Below are 16,928 nucleotides of genomic sequence, written 5' to 3'. Positions count from 1 at the left end.
TCAAGCCCGGCAATGACGAGCCGTGGTGTATCCTTCACCACTACCGCTCCGTCAGTTTCAGTTCGATGCGGCGATTGCGCTTGTAGGCTTCCTCGGTATTTCCCGGATCGAGCGGCTGGAACTCGCCGAAGCCGGCCGCGACGAGGCGCTGGGCGGGCACGCCGAGCGAGATCAGATATTGCACCACCGAAATCGAGCGCGCGGCGGACAGGTCCCAGTTCGACTTGAAGTTCGGACCGTTGACCGGACGGATGTCGGTATGGCCGTCGACGCGCAGCACCCAGGGGATCTCGCTCGGGATCTTCTTGTCGAGCTCGATCAGCGCGGTCGCGAGCGTGTCGAGCTCGGCGCGGCCCTCGGGCAGCAGGGTCGCCTGTCCGGTGTCGAAGAACACTTCGGACTGGAACACGAAGCGGTCGCCGACGATGCGGATGTCGGGGCGGTTGCCGAGGATGGCGCGCAGGCGGCCGAAGAACTCCGAGCGATAGCGCGACAATTCCTGAACGCGCTGCGCCAGGGCAACATTCAGGCGGGAGCCCAGATCGGCAATGCGATTCTGCGATTCCTTGTCGCGCTTCTCGGAGGCATCGAGCGCCTCTTCCAGCGCCGCCAATTGCCGGCGCAGCGCGCTGATCTGCTGGTTCAGCACCTCGATCTGCGCCAGCGCCCGCGCCGAGACCGCCTTCTCGGAATCCAGCGCCTTGCCGAGCTCGGCGGTCTTGCCTTGCGCGTCGTTGCCGGCGGCGGCGAGGCCGTCATAGAGACCCTTGATGCGGTCGCGCTCGGACTCGGCCGAGGCGAGGCCCGCCCTCAATTGCGAGACTTGGTCGTCAAGCGTGAGCTTGCCGAGCTTCTCCAGCGACAACAGCTCGTTGAGCTGGGCGATCTTGGCGTTGAGCTGCTCCAGCGCCTTGTCCTTGCCGGTGACCTCCTGCGACAGGAAGAACTGCACCACCAGGAACACCGACAGCAGAAACACGATCGACAGCACCAGCGTCGACAGCGCGTCGACGAAGCCGGGCCAGTAGTTGAAGGCGCCTTCGCTGCGGCGGCCGCGCGCTAGAGCCATTGACGTCTCCGTTTCTGTCGTGTCCGGGACGCAATACCGTCCTCAGCTCTTCTCCGGTTGGCGCGCGAGGCGCTCCAACAAGCGCCGGATCTCGCGGTTCTGCTCGCCCTGGCCGTCGGCCCATTCGCGGATCATCTGCTGCTCGGTGCGCATGTGCGAGACCAGCGCCTGGATCGCTTCGGCAAGGCTCGCCATCGCCGCCGTGGTGCCGCGGCTGGCACTGCCTTCCTCGAGCACGGAGCGCAGCCGCTCGACTGCGGCCTGGAGCTCGCCGCTGGCGACCCCGCCGCTCGTCGCAACCGGCACCTCGCCATTGCCATATTCGCGCACGGTGGTGGCGAGCCAGTCCTCGAGGTCGGTGTAGAAACGGTTCTGCGCCTGGCTCGATTGCAGGTCGAGGAAGCCGAGGATCAGCGAGCCGGCGAGGCCGAACAGCGAGCTCGAGAACGAGATGCCCATGCCGCCCAGCGGCGCGGCGAGCCCCTCCTTCAGCGTGTCGAACAGCGCCCCGGAATCGCCGCCAACCTTGAGGCTATCGATCACCTTGCCGACCGAGCCGACGGTCTCGATCAGGCCCCAGAAGGTGCCGAGCAGGCCGAGGAAGACCAGGAGGCCGGTCATGTAGCGCGAGATGTCGCGGGCTTCATCGAGGCGGGTCGCGATCGAATCGAGCAGATGCCGCATCGTGGTCTGGGTGATGCTCATCCGCCCGGAGCGCTCGCCGCCGAGGATGGCCGCCATCGGCGCCAGCAGTTTCGGGTGCCGGGCCGGCGCCAGGCCGGGATCGGCAATGCGGAAATTGTTGACCCAGGAGACCTCGGGGTAGAGCCGGATCACCTGCCGGAAGGCCAGGATGATGCCGATGAACAGCACGGCCCCGATCAGGGCATTGAGGCCGGGATTGGCGAAGAAGGCCTGGATGATCTGCTTGTAGAGCACCACGCCCACCAGCGTGCACAGCACCAGGAAGACCAGCATCCGCACCAGGAAGACGCTGGGCGAGGACAGTTTGGTGTACTCGATATCCATGGTGGAACGGGGCGAAGTGCCTGACGGCATGGCCGGTATCATCCATTACAAACTTGCTTGCGCTGCGCACTATGGCACAGCGCCAGCCCAAAAAAAGCGCCGGATGCGCCGATTTCGGGGACAGCGTGGGAACCGGGACGGGAAACGGCGCTTTGATAGCCAGATATCTGCAGAGATTCGCCATTGGGGGGGCGCATGAGCGTCGTTTCCGCGATCATCGGGACTGCCGAACGCGTGCCGTTGCCCGATGTCGTGATCCGCGCCGCGATCCAGCGCCTGTGCTCCCGCACCGCAACCCGCCTCGCCGCCCATGACGCCGCGGCCGATGCCGCCTTCGCTGGCCGGATGATGCTGCGGCCGATCGCCGAGCATGCCGAGGCCGGGCGTGACGAGGTGCCCGCTTCGTTCTTCGCGGACGTGCTCGGCCCGAGCCGAAAATACTCCTGCTGCTTCTACAAGACCGCCGCGACCACCTTGCAGGAGGCGGAGGAGGAGGCGCTGCGCCAGACCGTCGAGCACGCCGGCCTCGCCGACGGCCAAACCATCCTTGAGCTCGGCTGCGGCTGGGGCTCGTTGTCGCTGTGGGTGGCGCGGCAGTTTCCGCATGCCAAGGTGACGGCGGTGGCGACCTCGCAGGCGCAGCGTGCCCATGTCGAGGAGCAGGCGCGGCAGCGCGGCTTGCTGAACCTGCGCGCGGTCGCCGCGGACATGAACGTGTTCGCGCCCGACGCCCAGTTCGACCGCATCGTCGCGGTCGAGACGTTCGAGCACATCATGAACTGGCGCAAGCTGATGACGCGCCTGCGATCGTGGCTTGCGCCCGAGGGGCGGTTCTTCATGCACATCGCCACGCATCGTACCGGGTCCCACCTGTTCGACCGGTCCGATCGCGAGGATTGGATCGCCCAGCACGTCTTCACGGGCGGGCTGATGCCAAGCCATCACCTCGTCAGGCAGTTCGACGACCTCTTTGCGATCGAGAAGGAATGGTGCTGGAGCGGCACCCATTATCAACGCACCGCCAACGACTGGCTCGCCAATTTCGACGCGCATCGGGACGCGATCGAGGCATCCTTGCGCAAGGCCTATGGCGAGCAGACCTGCATGTGGATGCGGCGGTGGCGCTGGCTCCTGCTCGCGACATCGGGCCTGTTCGGCTATGCCGATGGAACCGAATGGGGCGTCAGCCACTACCGGATGAAGGCGGCCGAGTAATTGCGATCTTCTGTCGCGGCACGCCCGGATGGAACTCACGATCCGGTGACACCAAAAAATGATCGTTTATTCAAAATGATAGCTCGTGTGACATTGAGCCGCCCGCAATGCGCGTTGCGTCGCAGCAGCTCCATTCTATTTTGACGTCATCAGCCGCGCGGTCATTCGCCTAGAACGGGCGCCGCGCTGTGCTTGATTCCGTTTCAACAACATCGGGGCACCCTATTTCATGTCTGGACTTCGCGCGCGAACGGCATGCGTTGCACTGATGCTCGCGGCCCTTGCGCCGCTGCTCGGGGCTTGCGAGGAATCCAGCTCTGCAGTGTCCGCCGCCCCGCCGGCTCATCCTGACGTCAGCGTCGTCATCGTCAAGCAGCAAGCCCGCGCCGTGGTGCGCGAGCTGCCCGGCCGCATCGCCCCGACGCGTGTCGCCGAGGTGCGGCCGCGCGTCTCCGGGATCGTGGTCGAGCGCCTGTTCCGGCAGGGCAGCGAGGTGAAGGCGGGCGATCCGCTCTACCGCATCGATCCGCGCCCGTTCGAGGTCGAGGTGATGGCCAACGAGGCTGCGCTCGCCAAGGCGGAAGCTGCGTTGATGCAGGCGAAGCAGCAGGCGCACCGTATCGCCACCCTCACCAAGGATCGCGCCGCTCCGGAAGCCGAGAACGAGAAGGCGATTGCGGCCGAACGCCAGGCCCATGCCGAGGTCGAAGGTCGCAAGGCCGATCTCTCGCGGGCCAGGCTTAATCTCGACTACGCCACCGTGCGCGCGCCGATCGACGGCGTGGTCGGTGCGGCCCTTGTCAGCGAGGGCGCCCTTGCGGTGCAGAACGAGACCAATCTCGCCACCATCCAGCAGCTCGATCCGATCTATGCCGACTTCACCCAGTCGGTGACCGAGCTCAACCAGCTCCGCCGTGCCTTCGAGACCGGCGACCTCGAGCGCATCGCCTCCGATGCCGCCAAGGTGCGCTTGGTGCTCGACGACAACACCATCTATTCGCTCGACGGCAAGCTGCTGTTCTCCGATGCCAAGGTCGACGCCCACACCGGGCAGGTGACGCTGCGCGGCGAGTTCCCCAATCCCAAGCGGGAATTGCTGCCGGGCATGTATGTCCGCGTCCGCATCGACCAGGGTCTCGATTCCGATGCGATCGCGGTGCCGCAGCAGGCGATCCAGCACAATGGCGGCGGCGGCAGCGAAGTGTTCGTCGTCAAGGACGACAACCACATCGCGGTGCAGCCGGTGCGCACCGGCTCGGTGCAGGACGGCGTCTGGTTCGTCACCGAGGGCCTGAAGGCCGGCGACAAGGTCGTGGTCGAAGGCTTCCAGAAGTTCGCGGCCGGCGACAAGGTCAAGCCGCAGTCCTGGTCAGAAGCGGACGCGACCGCGGACAATCGGCACGCCCAGCAGCTCACGCGGTAACGTTCGCGCGGCAAGTGTGGTCCTCATCCTGAGGAGCCCGCTGAAAGCGGGCGTCTCGAAGGATGGCCGCGGGCGAGAGCCGGGCCTTCATGGTTCGAGACGCGCGTTCCGCGCTCCTCACCATGAGGGACTCACGAAACAACGAGGGTAGAGCGCCAAATGGCGAGTTTCTTCATCGACAGGCCAATCTTCGCCTGGGTGGTCGCGCTGTTCATCTGCTTGATCGGTGCGATCGCGGTGCCGCTGCTGCCGATCGCGCAATATCCGATCATCGCGCCGCCCTCGATCTCGATCTCGACCAGCTATCCCGGCGCCTCGCCGGAGAACCTCTACAACAGCGTCACGCGGCTGATCGAGGAGGAGCTCAACGGCGCCGCCAACATCCTCAACTTCGAATCGACCAGCGACTCGCTCGGCCAGGTCGAGATCATCGCCAACTTCCAGCCGGGCACCGATACCAGCGCCGCCTCGGTCGAGGTGCAGAACCGCATCAAGCGCGTCGAGGCGCGCCTGCCGCGTGCGGTGATGCAGCAGGGCATCCTGATCGAGGAAGCCTCCAGCGCGGTGCTGCAGATCATCACGCTGAATTCGACCGACGGCAGCCTGGACGAGGTCGGCCTCGGCGACTTCATGATCCGCAACGTGCTCGGCGAGATCCGCCGCATTCCCGGCGTCGGCCGCGCCACGCTCTATTCGACCGAGCGTTCGCTTCGCGTCTGGGTCGATCCGGCCAAGCTGGTCGGCTATGGGCTCACCGCCGACGACGTCAACAAGGCCATCGCCGCGCAGAACGCGCAGGTCGCCTCGGGCAGCCTCGGTGCCGAGCCGTCGACGTCGAGCCAGCGCACCTCGGCGCTGGTGCTGGTCAAGGGCCAGCTGTCCTCGCCGGACGAGTTCGGCGCCATCATCCTGCGCGCCAATGCCGACGGCTCGACCGTGCGCCTGCGCGACGTCGCGCGCGTCGAGATCGGCGGTCTCAGCTACCAGTTCAACACCCGGCTCGACGGCAAGCCGACCGCCGGTCTATCCGTCCTGATGTCGCCGACCGGCAACGCGCTGGCGACCGCGAGCGCGGTCGAAGCCAAAATGAAGGAGCTGTCGCGCTTCTTCCCGGCCAACATCACTTACGAGATTCCCTACAACATCACGCCCGTGGTCGAGGCTTCGATCAAGAAGGTGCTGTCGACGCTGGTCGAAGCCGTCGTGCTGGTGTTCGTGGTGATGTTCCTGTTCCTCCAGAACATCCGCTACACCATCATTCCGACCATCGTGGTGCCGGTGGCGCTGCTCGGGGCCTGCTCCACGCTGCTGCTCGCCGGCTATTCCATCAACATGCTCTCGATGTTCGGCATGGTGCTCGCGGTCGGCATCCTCGTCGACGACGCCATCGTCGTGGTCGAGAACGTCGAGCGCATTATGAGCGAGGAAGGCCTGCCGCCGAAGGAAGCGACGCGCAAGGCGATGTCACAGATATCGGGCGCCATCATCGGCATCACGCTGGTGCTGATGGCGGTGTTCGTGCCGATGGCGTTCTTCCCGGGCTCGGTCGGCATCATCTATCGCCAGTTCTCGGTGACCATGGTCGCCGCGATCGGCTTCTCCGCCTTCCTGGCGCTGTCGCTGACGCCGGCGCTGTGCGCGACCCTGCTCAAGCCGGTCGCGGCCGGCCACGGTCATGCGAAGAGAGGCGTGTTCGGCTGGTTCAACCGCGTGCTCGAAGGCGGCAAGGAAGGCTATTCCCGCACCGTCGGCTTTTCGCTGAAGCGCACCGGCCGCCTGATGCTGGTCTACGTCGCGCTGCTGGTCGGTCTGTCCTGGGCGTTCGTCAGCCTGCCCGGCGGCTTCCTGCCGGTCGACGACCAGGGCTTCGTCACCACCGACGTGCAGACGCCGTCGGATTCGTCCTACGCCCGCACCGAGGCCGTGATCGAGAAGGTGGAGAAATATCTGGCCCAGCGGCCCGGCGTCGACAACGTCACCTTCCTCACCGGCTTCAGCTTTTCGGGCCAGGGCATGAACACCGCGCAGGCCTTCATCACGCTGAAGGACTGGTCGGAGCGCGGGCCGAAGGATTCCGCCGCGGCAATCGTCAACGACATCAACCGCGATCTGTCGTCGATCCGCGACGCCAAGATCTCGGCGCTGCAGCCGCCGCCGATCGACAATCTCGGCAACTCCTCGGGTTTCTCGTTCCGCCTCCAGGACCGTGGCCAGAAGGGCTATGTGCAATTGATGCGCGCCGCCGACCAGCTGATCGCGGAGGCCAATGCCAGCCCGGTGCTGCAGAAGGTCTATATCGAGGGCCTGCCGGAGGCGGGCGTGGTCAATCTCGTCATCGACCGCGAGAAGGCCGGCGCCTTCGGCGTCACCTTCGAGGACATCAACAACACGATCTCGACCAATCTCGGCTCGAACTACATCAACGATTTCCCGAACCGCGGCCGCATGCAGCGCGTCGTGGTGCAGGCAGATGCCCGCGACCGCATGCGGACCGAGGACATCCTCAACTACAACGTCAAGAACAGTCGCGGCCAGCTCGTGCCGTTCTCGTCCTTTGCTACGGTCGAATGGGCGCGCGGTCCGACGCAGATCGCCGGCTTCAACTATTATCCGGCGGTGCGCATCTCCGGCGAAGCCAGGCCCGGCTTCACCTCGGGCGACGCCATTTCCGAGATGGAGCGGCTTGCCGGCCGCCTGCCGCGCGGCTTCGGCTATGAATGGACCGGCCAGTCGCTGCAGGAGAAGCTGTCGGGCTCGCAGGCGCCGTTCCTGCTCGCGCTCTCGGTGTTCGTGGTGTTCCTGTGTCTGGCCGCGCTCTACGAGAGCTGGACCATTCCGCTCGCGGTGCTGCTCACCGTGCCGCTCGGCATCGTCGGCGCCGTCACCGCGGCGATGCTGCGCGGCCTGCCCAACGACGTCTATTTCACCGTCGGCCTGATCACCATCATCGGCCTCGCGGCCAAGGACGCGATCCTGATCATCGAATTCGCGAAAGACCTGCGGAAGGAAGGCAAGCCCCTGGTCGACGCCACCATCGAAGCCTGCCGCCTGCGCTTCCGTCCGATCCTGATGACCGGCCTTGCCTTCATCTGCGGCGTGCTGCCGATGGCCATCGCCCACGGCGCCGGCGGCGCCAGCCAGCAGGCGCTCGGCAGCGTCGTGATGGGCGGCATGATCGCCGTGGTGATCCTGGCGCTGCTGATGGTGCCGGTGTTCTTCGTCTCGGTGCAGCGCGTGCTGGCGGGGGATCGGGAGCCGAAGGCGGCGAAGGAGGGTGAGGCGTACGGCCGGCCGGCACGGGCGCACACAGGCCATTGATCGCCGATCGCCCGGCTTGCCTTCTCGGGGTGGTCAATCCAGACTTCAGCTCGGGATTGAACGGCGTGCATTTGCTCCGCACCGCAAATGCCCAGACAACCAGGCCGATTGAGAGCGTGCGAAGCGTCCGACCAACTCAGTGGCTGTCACCCCTGCTACGCCACTCGCACAGGTTTCGTGTAAGCCGCTGAGTGTCCCTCCATTTTTCATCACGTCTTACCCGCAATTGAAAGTTTAGGCTCCTCTCTTGAAAGGTTCCATCCGAGTTCCCAAGTAAGCCGAGTTGCCAGCGCACTCCCACGACCTCCGGTCTGTGCTACTTGCGCATGACTTCAGCTACTGGACCTGCGTGCCTGCACAAGGGAACTTTGGGCTCGGTTGACGACTCCGTGCTCTCGGGGTCGTGGTTTGCTGGCCGCAGTAAGGAGGTGTCTGATGAAGAAATTCATTCAACACGTACGCCTTGCTCGCGAGGTCGTCATGCTGGGAATCGCGATTGCGAAATTCGTAATCGTCCTGGTTGATCTCGTTAGCAAGGCCGTCAACTGGATCGGCAAATGCTTTTCAACTACGAGTACCAATGGGACCGAAGGGGAAAAGCCATCTTTGCCCCCAACGAAGATTGCGACCGGAGGGCGCGGCAGCTCATCCGTTTCATTGAAGCTCGCGTAGAATTTCCTGAGTGCTTCTACCATTACAAGCCTGGCGGCCACGTCGCCGCACTGCATCGCCACCTCGAGAACCGCTTTTTCTTCAAGATCGATATCCGCAATTTCTTCTATTCGATTTCGCGCAATAGAGTCGCCGCGGCGCTGCACCGTATCGGATATCCTTACGCTCGGACTTTTGCGAAATGGTCGTGCGTAAAGAACCCTTACGAAGGCGGCCCCTGCTATGTGCTTCCGATCGGCTTCCGACAATCGCCAATATTGGCGAGCTTGTGTTTGATGCGCTCGCCGGTGATGGAAGTTGTCAGCTGGGCCGAAGAGACCGGCGCGTTCGTGTCGATTTACTTGGATGATCTGGTTTGTTCGGGTCCTGACAAGGCAGCACTGGAGACCCTTTACGACCTGTTCTTGATCGCCTTCGTAGAGGCTAACCTAATCCCCAACCCAAACAAGATTGTCGCCCCTACGGATTCACTGGTGGTATTCAATTGCAGTTTGCGCGAAGGGGTAGCGAGCGTCACCCCAGAGCGGATCCAAGAGTTCTTTGACGGATGGCGGAGCGCTGAAGCGACTTCCGCCTTCGAAGCATACTGCAACTGGGTAAGTGAGCGGAACGCTGCCTAATTTAGAGCGTGACCCGGGAAACTGTGCAGCCGAAAAGATCATGCTGCAGATAGAGCCGTCGTCCTGCGCCGCCTACTTCCGCAGAATCTTCACCAGCTCCCCGTGCACGTACTCATTGCCGCATACCACGTCCCCGGTCACCAGCGCATCGCCGGGCGTATTGATGTCGCTGACCGTTCCGCCGGCTTCGCGCACCATCAGCATGCCGGCGGCGATGTCCCAGGATTGCAGGTTGCGCTCCCAATAGCCGTCGAGGCGGCCAGCGGCGACGAAGGCGAGGTCGAGGGCGGCGGCGCCGAAGCGGCGAAGCCCTGCGACGCGGTTCTGGATCGCGGTCATCTCGCGGCGGAATTCCTCGTGGTCGCCGCGGCCGATATGGGGCAGGCCGCAGGCCACCACGCATTCGTTGAGCTGGCGGCGGCCAGCGACGCGCAGGCGCTGGTCGTTGAGGAAGGCGCCCTTGCCGCGCTCGGCGATGTAGAGCTCGTCATTGGCGGGGTTGTAGATCACGCCCGCGATCACCGTACCCTCGCGCGCAAGCCCGATCGAGATCGCGAATTGCGGGATGCCGTGCAGGAAGTTGGTGGTGCCGTCGAGCGGATCGACGATCCAGGTGTGGCTCTTGTCGGTGCCCTCGCGCGTGCCGCCTTCCTCGCCGATGAAGCCGTAGCCGGGGCGGGCCTTGGCGAGGTCCTGATACAGGATCTCCTCGGCACGCTTGTCGGCGAGCGAGACGAAATTCGCCGGCCCCTTCAATGAGACCTGCAGATGCTCGATCTCGCCGAGATCGCGCTTGAGACTGCGGCCGGCGCGGCGCGCAGCCTTGACCATGACGTTGATAGTGGCGGAATACAGCATGAGCTCTGGATCTTGATCGGGGAGAGAGGCGCGGAAACACGCCTGTTTGAGGGACTGGGTGCCCCGCGAGGGGGCCCGCGTCAAGTCATTTGCTCCCGAGCCACTTCCTGGCGGCGGCCTCCGCCTTGGCCCGGTCCTCGGCCGGCAGGTCGGACAATTGCTTGTCGAGCTCCGGGTCGCCCTTGCCTGATGTCTTGGCCACCAGGTGCCATTTGAAGCCCTCGACCTTGTCCATGGATGTGCCGACGCCGTTGATCAGCACCCAGGCCAGCCGGTTCTGCGCGATTGCGCTGCCCTGGCGGGAGGCTTTGCGGAGCAGGGCCACGGCGGCCGGCTGGTTCTTCGGCGTGCCGGTGCCGTTGAACATGGCGATGGCATATTCGACCTCGGCATCGACATTGTCGGCGAGCGAGGCGGCCTGAAGCAGCCGCACCGCGCGTTCCGGGTCCTTCGGCACGCCGGTGCCTTCCTTGTAGAAGGTCGCGAGCGCGTATTGCGCCTCGGGCAGCCCGGCATCGGCGGCCTGGCGCAGCAGCTCGGCGGAGCGCTTGACGTCCTGCGGCAGGGTCTGGCCATCGAGATAGAGCAAAGCGAGGTTGTAGGCCGCCTTGGGTTCGCCGAGCTTGGCGGCGGAGGCCATCAGCTTGACCGCTTCGCTCTTGTCGACCGAGCCGCCGCGGCCGGAGATGCGCAGCATGGCCAGCGCGAACATCGCCTCGCGGTCGCCGGCATCGGCAGCGCGCTTGTACCATTCGGCCGCCTTGGCGTAGTCGCGCCGGATGCCCATGGCGTTGGAATAGAGCTCGCCGAGCATGGTCATCGCCTTGGGATCGCCTCCTTGCGCGCGCACCGTGGCGAGGTCGAACGCTGTCTTGTACTGGCCGCGTTGATAGGCGCCGAACACCAGATCGACATTGGAATCATCGGATGGCGGCGCGGGGATTACGGTTGCCGGCTTGGGCGAGGGGGACGGCTTGGGGGAGGCCGCGGGCTTTGGCGCCGGTGCTGCCTCCTTCTTCTTCTTCGCAGGCGCGGGCGGCTTTGGCTTCTGCTTCTCTGCTGGTGCGCTCGGCGTCGTCGCCGGCGGGGTGATCTGGAGCTGGGCGGCGGCGGGCACTGTCAGCAGCAGCGTGGCCAGCATGGTGATGCATGGGAGCTTCATGTCGGGCGCTAGCCGTGCTCCTGACTCGCAGGATTTTGGCTCGCAGGATTCTGGCCGGCCAGCGCCGTCGCATGGGCCTTCTTGATCGCGGTATCGACCTCGATCAGCGCGGCCTTGGGCCCGCGCGGATCGGCCCAGATGAAGTCGCCGACCAGCACGAAGTCGGCGCCGCTGAGGGCGAAGTCGTGGGCCTCTTCCAGCGAGGTGGCAAATCCGACGCAGGGCGGCTCGAACAGCTCGGCCCACCAGTCGAGCCGCTCTGCGATCGCCTGCGCGGAGGGACGCTGGCCCTTCGCATCGGGCTCGCCGAACAGCACGTAGTCCGCGCCCATCTCGCCCGCGTCCATGGAATGGTGCCGCGTCGTCAGCCCGCCGACGCCGGCGATGCGATCGGGCTTGAGCGAGGGCAGCGCCTCCTTCAGCGCGGCGATGCCGGGCAGGTGTGCGCCGTCGGCGCCGCCGCGTGCCACCAGCTCGGCATGGCCGTCGACGAGCAGCGCGGCGCCCGCCTTCTGCACCGGCGGCGCCAGGGCCTTGATGCGCGAGATCATGGTGCGCGGGTCGGTCTCCTTCAGCCGCAGCAGCACGGCTGCGACGTCGGCGGCGGCGAGCAGGGCCGGCAGCTCGGCTTGAAGCGCGGCGGGATCATCGACGACGGGCGTCGCGAGATAAAGGCGCGGCGCCGGGCGTGGCGGAGGCGGTTTGTTCGACAAGATCTAGGCTGCCTTCTGTTCCAGGCTGCTTTGCCATTCGCCCTTGGAGGCGAGGCCGTTCATGCGGGCGCGATGGCTGAAGGCGCGCTGTCCGGCCGCGACGTTCTCAGGCTTCCCGGACCAGGCCTTCTGCGGCGCGGCCTGCAGCGCGCGGCCGTAGGAGAAGGTCAGGCCCCAGGGCAGCGGGCCGAGCTTGTGCATGGCGTTGAGATGCGCGGTTGCTTCCTCGTCCGACTGGCCGCCGGAGAGGAAGGCGATGCCGGGCACGGCCGCGGGCACGCAGGCCTTCAGCAATCGAATTGTCTTCTCCGCGACTTCCTCGACGGACGCCTGCTTGCCGCACTTCTTGCCGGAGATCGCCATGTTCGGCTTCAGCACCATGCCCTCGAGCGCGACGCGCTGCACGCGCAATTCCTGGAAGGTCTTGTTGAGCACGCGCTGCGTGACCTCATAGCAGCGCTCGATGTCGTGGTCGCCGTCCATCAGCACCTCCGGCTCCACGATCGGCACGATCTGTGCGGCCTGGCACAGCGCGGCATAACGCGCCAGCGCATGGGCGTTGACGCTGATCGCGGTCATCGAGGGGATGCCGCTGCCGATGTCGATCACCGCCCGCCATTTGGCAAAACGCGCGCCCCGCTCGTAATATTTCTTTAAGCGCTCGGCGAGCTTGTCGAGCCCGACGGTGACGAGTTCGCCGGGGCACATCGGCAGGGCCTGCGTGCCCTCGTCGACCTTGATGCCGGGAATGGCGCCGGCCTGTTCGATCAGCTTCACCAGCGGCGTGCCGTCCTTCGCATCCTGCCAGATCGTCTCGTCATAGAGGATGACGCCGGAGATGTACTGGCTCATGGCGTCCTTGGAGCGGAACAGCATCTCGCGATAGTCGCGGCGGTTCTCTTCGGTCGATTCCACCCCGATCGCATCGAAGCGCTTCTTGATGGTGCCGGAGGATTCGTCGGCGGCGAGGATGCCCTTGCCGGGTGCGACCATCGCCGTCGCGATCCTGTTGAGCTCAGTCAGATTCATCGAGAGGTCCTCCCAAAACGATTCTGCCCTTGCCCGGGAAAATAGACCGTTCTCGGGCAATTGCCGAGTTAACGTTCGTCGCAGGGTAAAGGGGGGCGGCAAACCTCCCGCCAGCGGCAGCAACCTGAGGTCGGAGCCATGGAGCGCCACCGCATCCACAGCGTCATGGCCGGGCTTGTCCCGGCCATCCACGCCTTGCTCCGGGCCCCCAAGAACGTGGATGCCCGGGACAAGCCCGGGCATGACGACCTCTCGTGGATCTCTACCTATGACAGCCCTGCTGCAAGTGGAGCCCGGGCGGTGTCGGCCCTCACGCGACCTTGGGGTCGAGTTCGCCCTTGGCGTAGCGCTTGGCCATCTCGGCGGTGGTCAGCACGCGTTTGATCTTGGAGGCCTGGCCTGCGGTATTGAACTCCTGCAGGCGCTGCTTGCACAGCTTGGTCATGGCTTCCATCGCCGGCTTCAGGTATTTGCGCGGGTCGAACTCTTCCGGGCTGTCCTTGAGGACTTTCCGGATCTGCCCGGTCATCGCCATGCGGTTGTCGGTGTCGATGTTGATCTTGCGCACGCCGTTCTTGATGCCGCGCTGGATCTCGGCCACTGGCACGCCCCAGGTCGGCTTCATCTTGCCGCCATAGGCGTTGATGATGTCCTGCAGCTCCTGCGGCACAGAGGACGAGCCGTGCATGACGAGGTGCGTGTTCGGCAGCTTGCGGTGGATCTCCTCGATCACGTTCATGGCGAGGATGTCGCCGTCGGGCTTGCGGGTGAATTTGTAAGCGCCGTGCGACGTCCCCATCGCGATCGCGAGCGCGTCGACCTTGGTCTCCTTGACGAACTTCACGGCCTCGTCCGGATTGGTCAGGAGCTGGTCGTGGCTGAGCTTGCCTTCGGCGCCGTGGCCGTCTTCCTTGTCGCCCATGCCGGTCTCGAGCGAGCCGAGCACGCCGAGCTCGCCCTCGACCGAGATGCCGCCGAGATGGGCCATGTCGGTCACGGTCTTGGTGACGCCGACATTGTAGCCCCAGTCGCCGGGGGTCTTGCCGTCGGCCTTGAGCGAGCCGTCCATCATCACCGAGGTGAAGCCGGCCTGGATCGCGGTCATGCAGGTCGCCGGCTCGTTGCCGTGGTCGAGATGCACGCAGACGGGAATGTGCGGATAGATCTCGGTCACCGCGTCCATCATGTGCTTGAGCATGACGTCGTTGGCGTAGGAGCGCGCACCGCGCGAGGCCTGGATGATGACCGGTGCGTCGACCTGGTTGGCCGCATCCATGATCGCCAGCGCCTGCTCCATGTTGTTGATGTTGAAGGCCGGTACGCCGTAATCGTTCTCCGCCGCATGGTCGAGCAGTTGACGTAACGTGATCCGAGCCATCTGTCTTTTTCTCCCGTTGGGGCCTGCAAGGGCCGCTTGCTTACTTGATCCGCAGAACTTCAACGCCGGGCAGGGGCTTGCCTTCCATCCATTCGAGGAATGCGCCACCGGCGGTCGAGACATAGGTGAAGTCACCAGCCACATGGGCCTGGTTGAGCGCCGCGACGGTGTCGCCGCCGCCCGCGATCGAGATCAGCTTCTTGGCCTTGGTGCGCTCGGCGGCGTGCTTGGCGGCCGCGACCGTGCCGCGGTCGAACGGCTGCATCTCGAACGCGCCGAGCGGGCCGTTCCAGACCAGCGTCGCGGCGTCGTCGATCGCGGCGTGAACGCGCGCGACCGATTGCGGACCGACGTCGAGGATCATGCCGTCAGCCGGAATAGCATCGAGGCCATAGGCATGCGACGGCGCGTTCGCCGCGAAATGATAGGCGACGGTGGCATCGACGGGGAGGATGATGGCGCAATTGGCGGCTTCCGCCTTCTCCATGATGCGCAGTGCCGTCGGTGCGAGATCCTTCTCGGCCAGCGACTTGCCGATCGCGACGCCCCGGGCGTGCAGGAAGGTGTTGGCCATGCCGCCGCCGATCACGAGCGCGTCCACCTTGCTCACGAGATTTTCCAAAAGGTCGATCTTGGTCGAGACCTTTGCGCCGCCGATGATGGCGATGACAGGCTTGGTCGGCGAGCCCAGCGCCTTCTCCAGCGCGTCCAGCTCGGCCTGCATGGTGCGGCCGGCATAGGCCGGCAGCTTGTGACCGAGGCCTTCGGTCGAGGCATGGGCGCGGTGCGCCGCCGAGAATGCGTCATTGACCCAGATGTCGCCGAGCTTTGCCAATTCCGCGACGAAGGCCGGATCGTTCTTTTCTTCCTCTTTGTGGAAGCGGGTGTTTTCGAGGCACAGGATGTCGCCATCCTTCAAGCCGGCAACCGCCGTGGCCGCGGGCTCGCCGATGCAGTCGTCCGCGAAGCCGACCGGCTTCTTCACCACCTTCGCCAGCGCCTCGGCGACCGGCTTGAGCGAGTCCTTGGCATCGCGCCCCTTCGGCCGGCCGAAATGCGCCAGCAGGATGACCTTGGCGCCCTTGTCGGCAAGCTCGGTGATGGTCGGCGCCACGCGCTCGAGCCGGGTCGTGTCACTGACGCGGCCATTGTCCATGGGCACGTTGAGGTCGACGCGCAGCAGCACGCGCTTGCCCTTCACGTCGACGTCGTCGAGGGTGCGGAATTTGTTGGTCATCTGACGCTTCCTTGTCCCGGGCCTCTAGGAGGTCATTCCGGGGCGCCCGAAGGGCGAACCCGGAATCTCGAGATTCCGGGTCTGGTCCTGCGGACCAGCCCGGAATGACGAAATCGCAGCGTGGTCAGATCACCTTCGCCATGGCGACGGCGGTGTCCGCCATGCGGTTCGAGAAGCCCCACTCGTTGTCGTACCAGGACATCACCCGCACCAAGGTACCGTTCTGCACCTTGGTCTGGTCCTCGTGGAAGGTGGAGGAGTGCGGGTCGTGGTTGAAGTCGATCGAGACGTTGGGCGCGTTGGTGTAGCCGAGGATGCCCTTGAGCTGCTGCTCGGAGGCGCGCTTCATCGCCGCGTTGACTTCCTTGGCATCGGTGGCGCGCTTGGCGACGATCTTGAGGTCGACCACCGAGACGTTCGGGGTCGGCACGCGGATCGCGACGCCGTCGAGCTTGCCCTTCAATTCAGGCAGCACGAGGCCGATCGCCTTCGCAGCGCCGGTCGAGGTCGGGATCATCGACATCGCCGCGGCGCGGCCGCGGTAGAGATCCTTGTGCAGCGTGTCCAGCGTCGGCTGGTCGCCGGTATAGGCGTGGATCGTGGTCATGAATCCGGTCTCGATGCCGACGAGGTCGTTCAGCACCTTGGCGACCGGCGCGAGGCAGTTGGTGGTGCAGGAACCGTTGGAGACGACCAGATGATCCTTCGTCAGCGTGTCATGATTGACGCCGTAGACGATGGTGGCATCGGCGCCGTCGGCGGGCGCGGAGACCAGCACGCGCTTGGCGCCGGCGGTCAGGTGCGCGGAGGCCTTGTCCTTCGAGGTGAAGATGCCGGTGCATTCCAGCGCGATGTCGACGCCGAGATCCTTCCAGGGCAGCTTCGAGGGATCGCGTTCGGCAGTGACCTTGATCTTGCCGTTGCCGAGGCTGATCGAGTCGCCATCGACGGTCACGGTGCCGGGGAAGCGGCCATGGACGCTGTCGAAACGAAGCAGATGAGCGTTGGTCTCGACCGGGCCGAGATCGTTGATGCCGACGACCTCGATGTCCTTGCGACCTGACTCGGCGATAGCCCGCAGGACGTTGCGGCCGATGCGGCCAAAACCGTTAATTCCGACGCGGACTGCCATGTTTCGTCTCCTTCAATGACCGTTGTCATCCCGCACAACGCGCGGTTGGCGCGCCTGCGAGGGTTTTTTTAGG

The 16,928-nt window shown here is 65.1% G+C and carries 13 protein-coding genes; 4 read left to right on the top strand and 9 right to left on the bottom strand.

Annotation, left to right across the window (positions count from 1 at the left end):
• Positions 1-40 precede the first annotated feature (40 nt).
• Together P6U31_RS32190 and P6U31_RS32185 are read right to left on the bottom strand one after the other, a co-directional pair.
• Positions 41-1,069, bottom strand: a complete 1,029-nt coding sequence (locus P6U31_RS32190; RefSeq protein ID WP_407185650.1) for a peptidoglycan -binding protein — start codon at positions 1,067-1,069, stop codon at positions 41-43.
• Positions 1,070-1,111: 42 nt separating this feature from the next.
• The gene (locus P6U31_RS32185; RefSeq protein WP_407185649.1) at positions 1,112-2,128 is read right to left on the bottom strand and encodes a flagellar motor protein MotA; all 1,017 of its coding nucleotides are present in this window, start codon (positions 2,126-2,128) and stop codon (positions 1,112-1,114) included.
• Positions 2,129-2,293: 165 nt separating this feature from the next.
• Here P6U31_RS32185 and P6U31_RS32180 point away from each other — a divergent pair, with 165 nt between their 5' ends.
• The 4 genes from P6U31_RS32180 (at position 2,294) to P6U31_RS32165 (ending at position 9,346) form a co-directional block, all read left to right on the top strand.
• The gene (locus P6U31_RS32180; RefSeq protein WP_407185648.1) at positions 2,294-3,313 is read left to right on the top strand and encodes an SAM-dependent methyltransferase; all 1,020 of its coding nucleotides are present in this window, start codon (positions 2,294-2,296) and stop codon (positions 3,311-3,313) included.
• A gap of 229 nt (positions 3,314-3,542) precedes the next feature.
• Complete coding sequence (locus tag P6U31_RS32175) at positions 3,543-4,736, top strand: efflux RND transporter periplasmic adaptor subunit (protein ID WP_407185647.1); 1,194 nt, start codon at positions 3,543-3,545, stop codon at positions 4,734-4,736.
• 159 nt (positions 4,737-4,895) lie between these two features.
• A complete protein-coding gene (locus P6U31_RS32170) occupies positions 4,896-8,054 on the top strand; it encodes a multidrug efflux RND transporter permease subunit (RefSeq protein ID WP_407185646.1) in 3,159 nt (1,052 codons plus the stop codon).
• Positions 8,055-8,611: 557 nt separating this feature from the next.
• On the top strand, positions 8,612-9,346 hold the full coding sequence (locus P6U31_RS32165) for a reverse transcriptase domain-containing protein (protein WP_407185645.1): 735 nt from the start codon (positions 8,612-8,614) through the stop codon (positions 9,344-9,346).
• A 72-nt stretch (positions 9,347-9,418) separates the two neighbouring features.
• On the opposite strand, the gene P6U31_RS32160 is transcribed toward P6U31_RS32165, so the two are convergent.
• The 7 genes from P6U31_RS32160 to gap form a co-directional block, all read right to left on the bottom strand.
• The gene (locus tag P6U31_RS32160) at positions 9,419-10,204 is read right to left on the bottom strand and encodes an inositol monophosphatase family protein (RefSeq protein ID WP_407185644.1); all 786 of its coding nucleotides are present in this window, start codon (positions 10,202-10,204) and stop codon (positions 9,419-9,421) included.
• Between the two features lie 85 nt (positions 10,205-10,289).
• Complete coding sequence (locus P6U31_RS32155) at positions 10,290-11,366, bottom strand: tetratricopeptide repeat protein (protein ID WP_407185643.1); 1,077 nt, start codon at positions 11,364-11,366, stop codon at positions 10,290-10,292.
• Between the two features lie 8 nt (positions 11,367-11,374).
• Positions 11,375-12,079 carry a thiamine phosphate synthase gene (locus P6U31_RS32150; protein ID WP_407185642.1) on the bottom strand — a complete coding sequence of 235 codons (705 nt, stop codon included), beginning with the start codon at positions 12,077-12,079 and terminating at the stop codon, positions 11,375-11,377.
• Between the two features lie 3 nt (positions 12,080-12,082).
• Positions 12,083-13,108, bottom strand: a complete 1,026-nt coding sequence (locus P6U31_RS32145; protein ID WP_407185641.1) for a class I fructose-bisphosphate aldolase — start codon at positions 13,106-13,108, stop codon at positions 12,083-12,085.
• A 310-nt stretch (positions 13,109-13,418) separates the two neighbouring features.
• On the bottom strand, positions 13,419-14,486 hold the full coding sequence (gene fba / locus P6U31_RS32140) for a class II fructose-bisphosphate aldolase (RefSeq protein WP_407185640.1): 1,068 nt from the start codon (positions 14,484-14,486) through the stop codon (positions 13,419-13,421).
• Between the two features lie 40 nt (positions 14,487-14,526).
• Entirely contained in the window at positions 14,527-15,723 is a 1,197-nt protein-coding gene (locus tag P6U31_RS32135; protein WP_407185639.1) for a phosphoglycerate kinase, read from the bottom strand.
• Positions 15,724-15,847: 124 nt separating this feature from the next.
• A complete protein-coding gene (gap, locus tag P6U31_RS32130) occupies positions 15,848-16,855 on the bottom strand; it encodes a type I glyceraldehyde-3-phosphate dehydrogenase (RefSeq protein ID WP_407185638.1) in 1,008 nt (335 codons plus the stop codon).
• Positions 16,856-16,928 lie beyond the last annotated feature (73 nt).

Origin of the sequence: Bradyrhizobium centrosematis (assembly GCF_045571495.1) — a bacterium.
Lineage (GTDB): Bacteria > Pseudomonadota > Alphaproteobacteria > Rhizobiales > Xanthobacteraceae > Bradyrhizobium > Bradyrhizobium centrosematis.
This window is presented reverse-complemented; position numbering and strand designations above follow the sequence as displayed.